General features: G+C 58.7%; 5 protein-coding genes and 1 pseudogene. All 6 read right to left on the reverse strand.

Annotated elements, in window-relative coordinates; genetic code table 11:
* The coding region (locus tag EN935_RS21100; protein ID WP_127373578.1) for an FAD-dependent oxidoreductase at positions 1-143 on the reverse strand (143 nt) is incomplete at its 3' end.
* A gap of 3 nt (positions 144-146) precedes the next feature.
* Positions 147-1,322, reverse strand: a complete 1,176-nt coding sequence (locus EN935_RS21105) for a Xaa-Pro peptidase family protein (RefSeq protein ID WP_127264209.1) — start codon at positions 1,320-1,322, stop codon at positions 147-149.
* Positions 1,323-1,356: 34 nt separating this feature from the next.
* The gene (gene argE, locus EN935_RS21110; RefSeq protein ID WP_127264211.1) at positions 1,357-2,523 is read right to left on the reverse strand and encodes an acetylornithine deacetylase; all 1,167 of its coding nucleotides are present in this window, start codon (positions 2,521-2,523) and stop codon (positions 1,357-1,359) included.
* Between the two features lie 463 nt (positions 2,524-2,986).
* Positions 2,987-3,384, reverse strand: a pseudogene (locus EN935_RS42190) (fumarylacetoacetate hydrolase); the annotation flags it as partial.
* A gap of 201 nt (positions 3,385-3,585) precedes the next feature.
* On the reverse strand, positions 3,586-4,710 hold the full coding sequence (locus tag EN935_RS21120) for a mandelate racemase/muconate lactonizing enzyme family protein (RefSeq protein WP_245489013.1): 1,125 nt from the start codon (positions 4,708-4,710) through the stop codon (positions 3,586-3,588).
* A gap of 83 nt (positions 4,711-4,793) precedes the next feature.
* On the reverse strand, positions 4,794-5,247 hold a 454-nt coding region (locus EN935_RS21125), incomplete at its 5' end, for an NAD(P)-dependent oxidoreductase (protein WP_281040350.1).

Genomic DNA, 5,247 nt, shown 5'->3' on the forward strand with positions numbered 1-5,247 from the left:
CCCCCAAATCGACCTTTCTCGAACAGCACAACAGGAATACCGCGCTCCGCGAATTCCAGGGCAGCTATCGCCCCGACAATGCCGCCGCCAATAACAACGACTTCAGTGCGCGATGGCAGACCATCGAAGGGATGCCCGATCATCCCTCAAGACTTGATCACAACGTCAGGAGCGAGCTTCGAAAGCCGTGTTGCTCCGCTTGCTCCGATGATTACCGTTTCGCTGATTTCGAGTCCCCAGTCTCCACTCATCAGCGAGGGTATGAGATGGATGACCATGCCTTCCTGCAACAGACGGGTTTCCCCCGGCCGCAAACTGATGGTCTGTTCTCCCCAGGTCGGAGGATATTCGAGGCCTACCGCGTAACCAATTCGGGCATCCTTATCGACGCCTTGCCGGATGGCGACATCCCGCCAGAGGCGCTCCCCCTCCTCTCCGGTCATTCCTGCCTTGAGACCGTCCACCAGGGCGTCAAGGCCCTCGATCATTATGGAAGCGGCCCGCAAGAAGTCTTCAGGGGGCTTTCCCAGGTAGACTGTTCTAGCCAATGGAGCTGAATATCTGTGGCGATTCGCCGAAAATTCCAAACCTGTCGATGTGTTTGCTTCGTAGCGCGCGTCTGACCAGGACGTATGGTAGGTTTTTGAGAATTCTCGACCTGTGGGCATCATCAGCGGATGGGTCGAAAAACCGCCATACTCCTTGGTGCCCTTGGTGAGCGCGTAAAGGATTTCCGCAGCTGCGTCACTGCCGCGAAGACCAACCTGAATGGCCTCGTAAGCTGCGACAATACCCAAGTCGGTCAAAATTCCGGCTTGTCTTATGTACTCGAGTTCCGCCGGCGTCTTGACGGTCCTGACCCAATTCACAACCGAAGACGCGTCCGTGATGGTCGCATTTGGGAGCTCGGCCTGTAGAACCTCGACAGATCGCGGTTGCATGAAAAAGGTTTGCTTCTCCACGCCAATGCGTTTCGAGCCCAGGCCTCGTGAGGTGATCAGAGCCACGACCGCGTCAAATGGGTGCTTGTCTACAGCATCAACAAAACTATCCACGTAGTGGTGAACGTGGTCCTGATCCAGATACGTCAGTTCAAGGGCGCCACCAGTGTCCATGAACCGCCCTAACCAGTGAGGCTGGTCGTCGCTCAAGTCAACGATCACAGCTTGAATATTGCTGTACGAATTGACGTTGTAACCCGTCATGTAATCAATATTTGCCGGATTTGCGACGCATAATACATCTATACCAGCAGAGACCATTTGGCGTTTCACGCGGACAAGACGCTGTACGAATTCAGATTTTTCAAACGCTTTTGGCATGCGAACTCTCCTTGTTTCTGGAGTATAAAGCCGCTCACGCACTTACGAGAGTCTGGACGAGATCCATTAGGATTTGGGTGGACTTTTCGATATCGGCTCGCGTCACGAACTCGTCAGCCAAATGCGCCTGCTCGATCGAACCGGGTCCGCATATGACCGTGGAAAATCCTGCTTTCTGAAACTGACCAGCCTCGGTAACGCTCCCTTTGGCGCGGATAGCGTTGTCGCCTGTAAGTCGACGAAGTAGCGCTTCAGCAGGACTGCCGGAATCCAGATCGAAGGCGGGAATGTGGGCCTGAACCTCTATGTCGATACCGCATCCGGGCGAAATTCTATGCATACCAGGTAGGAGGTCCTCTTCGACGAGGCGTCGGTATGCAGCCAGGTGGTCTAGAGCGTTGTCATGCGGCGCACTGCGGATATCAGTCGTGAACACGCATCTTGAAGGGACAATGTTCGACGCGGTCCCGCCATTGATCAGGCCACAGTGAAACGTCGTAAACGGCGGATCCAGGACATCGCTTGGTGGCGTATTGGCGGCACAGTACGCTTGCCGATCATCGAGCCAGCCAATCAGTTTGGCCGCATAGGAGATTGCATTGACGCCACGATGGTTCAGGCTCGAATGAATAGACTGCCCACGCACGGTCGTGGTGAAGTCCAGACACCCTTTGTGGCTGCTAACGACCCTGTTCTGGGTTGGCTCCCCGACAACCACCGCCAGCGGCGTCGGCAGCGCCCTTGCCATCTCTTCGATCATGCTGGGCGCGCCGAGGCAGCCCAGTTCTTCGTCATAGGAGAATGCGAAATGGACAGGTCGCTTCAAGTTCGCCGCAGCCATGGTTGGAAGCAGGGACAGGGCGCAAGCCAGAAAGCCCTTCATGTCGCAGGTTCCGCGTCCGTAGAGTTTTCCGCTTCTCTCGGTCAGCTTGAAGGGATCACTCGTCCAGCTTTGGCCTTCGGTCGGCACGACATCGGTATGTCCAGAAAGAACAATGCCGCCCTCCACCATCGGGCCGATCGTTGCGTACAAGTTGGAGCGTGTGCCGTCAGGCGAATAGACTCTGTGGCAAACCGCCCCGTGGGTAGCGAGCAAATTTTCCAGGTACGCAATCAGCGCCAGATTCGAACTCCCGGCAATGCTGGGGAAGGCGATGATGTCGGAGAGAAGTTTTATCGCATCGCTGTCATTGGAATGCATGACATGTCCGTAATTCGCAGCGCAACATCACATCGGTGCGAGCGTGCACTGACAGGACGAGCCCTGAAGGCTTCTTTTGATGCCGTTGGACATGGTATCGTGCGTTACAAGTCCACAGACGCGGATTTCGATGCGCCTGTAGCCCTTGGATTGGGACGACCATCTGCCTCCGGCGGGTGGGGGGAGACTAAATCATGCACGCGAGCAATACAGACGGCTCTCCGCATCCTAGGTTTCCAATAGCGCAACTTCGCCCGTGAGCGGGCGCTAGGACCCGCAATGTGGTGGAAGCCCAAACAAGCCTAGCCTAGCAGATACCGGCGGCGATCGCTGGCACGTTCAGCCCTTGGGGCTGCTACCGTGGCAATACGGGAATAGGAGCCGATCGCGGGTGACGCCGCTGTACTTGCTACAATCCATGAGATGGCATTGTCACGGTGCGCTCCCAGTCCGCTTGGTTAGATCAGGCCACCTGCCGCAAGCGTGTGGTAAAGCCGCCGCCGGACTTGGCGCGGTCCTTTGCCGGCACGAACATGGTGCCGAGATAAAGCGCAATGCCGTCGAGATATTGATGGTGCTCTCCGAGCGTGGCCCTCGACGAGTTGTTTCGGGGAGTGGCTGATTTGCGCCACCGAACTTGAGCCTTCGAGTGCGAAGCCCGTCCTCCCCCGTGATTTTTAGATTGACCTCTGCCGTCTCGATATCTGCCAGGGAAAATCCTTCGTCGAACAGACGAATGAACGGGCCGATCGCGGCGGAGCCCTTGTTGTCCTTTGCCCTGCCCAGAAGCAGGGCTGACCGACCTTCCACGTCACGCAGATTGACGTCATTGCCGAGTGAACCGCCAACGATTCTGCCACTGCCTGGTGCGGCAAAGACATAGGCGGCAGGATCGTCGCATCCGCCAATGTCGCGAACGGCGCCTCGCGGGATGTGATGTCGACCACGTTGCCGCCGCGAAGCGTGACAACCATCGGGTGGCCAACGTCTCGCGCCTGGGCACGCCCGATGAACACGCCCCGCGAGGGCACGATCCAGCCTTCCATTAGGATTCTCCTGGCCTCAAGCCTGGAACAGGGCCGATGCATTGTCCGTAAACCGGGCCACCTTTTCGGGGTCAAGCGACACGCCAAGGCCGGGACCGTCCGGGATCGCGAGATACCCTTCGGCGTCGACGTCGAAGCTTTGCTGCATGATGCCATCGACATAGGCGCTGCCGCCAATGAACTCGACATAGTCGACTTTTGGAAACGCCGCGGCCATTTGCAGATCAGCCGCCACGCCCAACGCCGTGTTCCAGCCATGGCCGACATAGCGGACGCCGAAATCGTCGGCCATCCAGGCGATGCGGCGCTGTTCGGAAATTCCACCAACCTTGGTCACGTCGGGTTGGACGATGTCGAATGCGCCGCGCGACAGCCATGGCAGAAAGGCCTGGCGCCTGGTTAGCACCTCGCCGCCGGCGATTGGCACGGGGCTGACGCGGCGCAGGTGACAGTAATCATCGATTGCATCTGGCCGCAGCGGCTCCTCGAACCAATCGACGTCGTAAGCCTTTAACATGTCGGCCGTGCGCATCGCCCATTTGAGATCCTGAGGCCAATGCGCGTCGCAAGCCCCAGCATCGACGAAAAGCCGCCCTTCCGGGCCGATTGCTTCCCGGGCGGCGCGCACGATGCCTTCGTCGACTGCCTCGCTACCAACCCGCCCGAACGGCCCCCAGCCGATCTTGTAGGCACGGAAGCCGCGCTCCTTATAGGGCAGGATCTGGTCGGCCATCATGTCCGGCATCTTCATGAGCAGCGAGCAATAAGGCTGAATCCGCCGACGATAAACGCCGCCGAGCAGCTGTCCGATCGACAATCCGCTGACCTTGCCAAGGATGTCCCATAGCGCAATGTCGATTCCGCTGATGGTATGGGTGAGCGTGCCGCCACGACCCATCCAGAACGTGTTCTGGTGCAGCTTCTCGGTGAGCCGTTCAGGCTCAAGGGCATTTTCTCCCAGGAACAAAGGCTCAAGCACCTGCAGGCCCGCCCGAACCAGGCGTCCGTCGGTGAAGACGCTGCCATAGCCGGTAATGCCGGCATCGGTGTGAATCGCAATTAGGGCATGCACCGAATCCTGCGGCTTAATCTCCGCCGACCAGCCCCCCTTGGGGCTCTCACCGAACAGTGGCGCTGCCACGATTGAGGTTATTCGCACAGGATTTTGAGGGTAGACGGCCTTGGCAGCGCTTGGGTGGCGGGACATGGGTTCTCCTTGGTGGATCAGTAACCGAGCGCGGGGTTGACGGCATTGCGAAGCGGCTCGCCTTTCGCCATGCGAGTAAGATTGTCGGCGAAGATCGCGATGCAACGATCGACGTAGCCAACATGGTCGTCCACGCTGCAATGCGGCGTCATCAGCAAGGACCGCGTGGACCACAGGCGATGCGATGGCGGCAGTGGCTCGACCGGAAAGACGTCCATTACGGCACCCGATAGCCGACCGGCGTCGAGTGCGTCGGCAAGTGCCTCGCAATCAAACACCTTGGCGCGGCCAACAATGATGATGCCTGCCCCCGCGCCAAGCAGCGCCAGCCGCCGGCTGTCGATAAGGCCCTGGGTGGCCGATGTCAGCGGAAGCGTGGAAACCAGCACGTCGGTCTCGCTTAGCACGGAGTCGAGTTGGTCTACGGAAACCGACTTGTCGAGAGCTGGATGCGGAACCGCTGATCGCGAC

This window comes from Mesorhizobium sp. M7D.F.Ca.US.004.03.1.1 (genome assembly GCF_003998635.1).
Classification (GTDB): domain Bacteria; phylum Pseudomonadota; class Alphaproteobacteria; order Rhizobiales; family Rhizobiaceae; genus Mesorhizobium; species Mesorhizobium loti.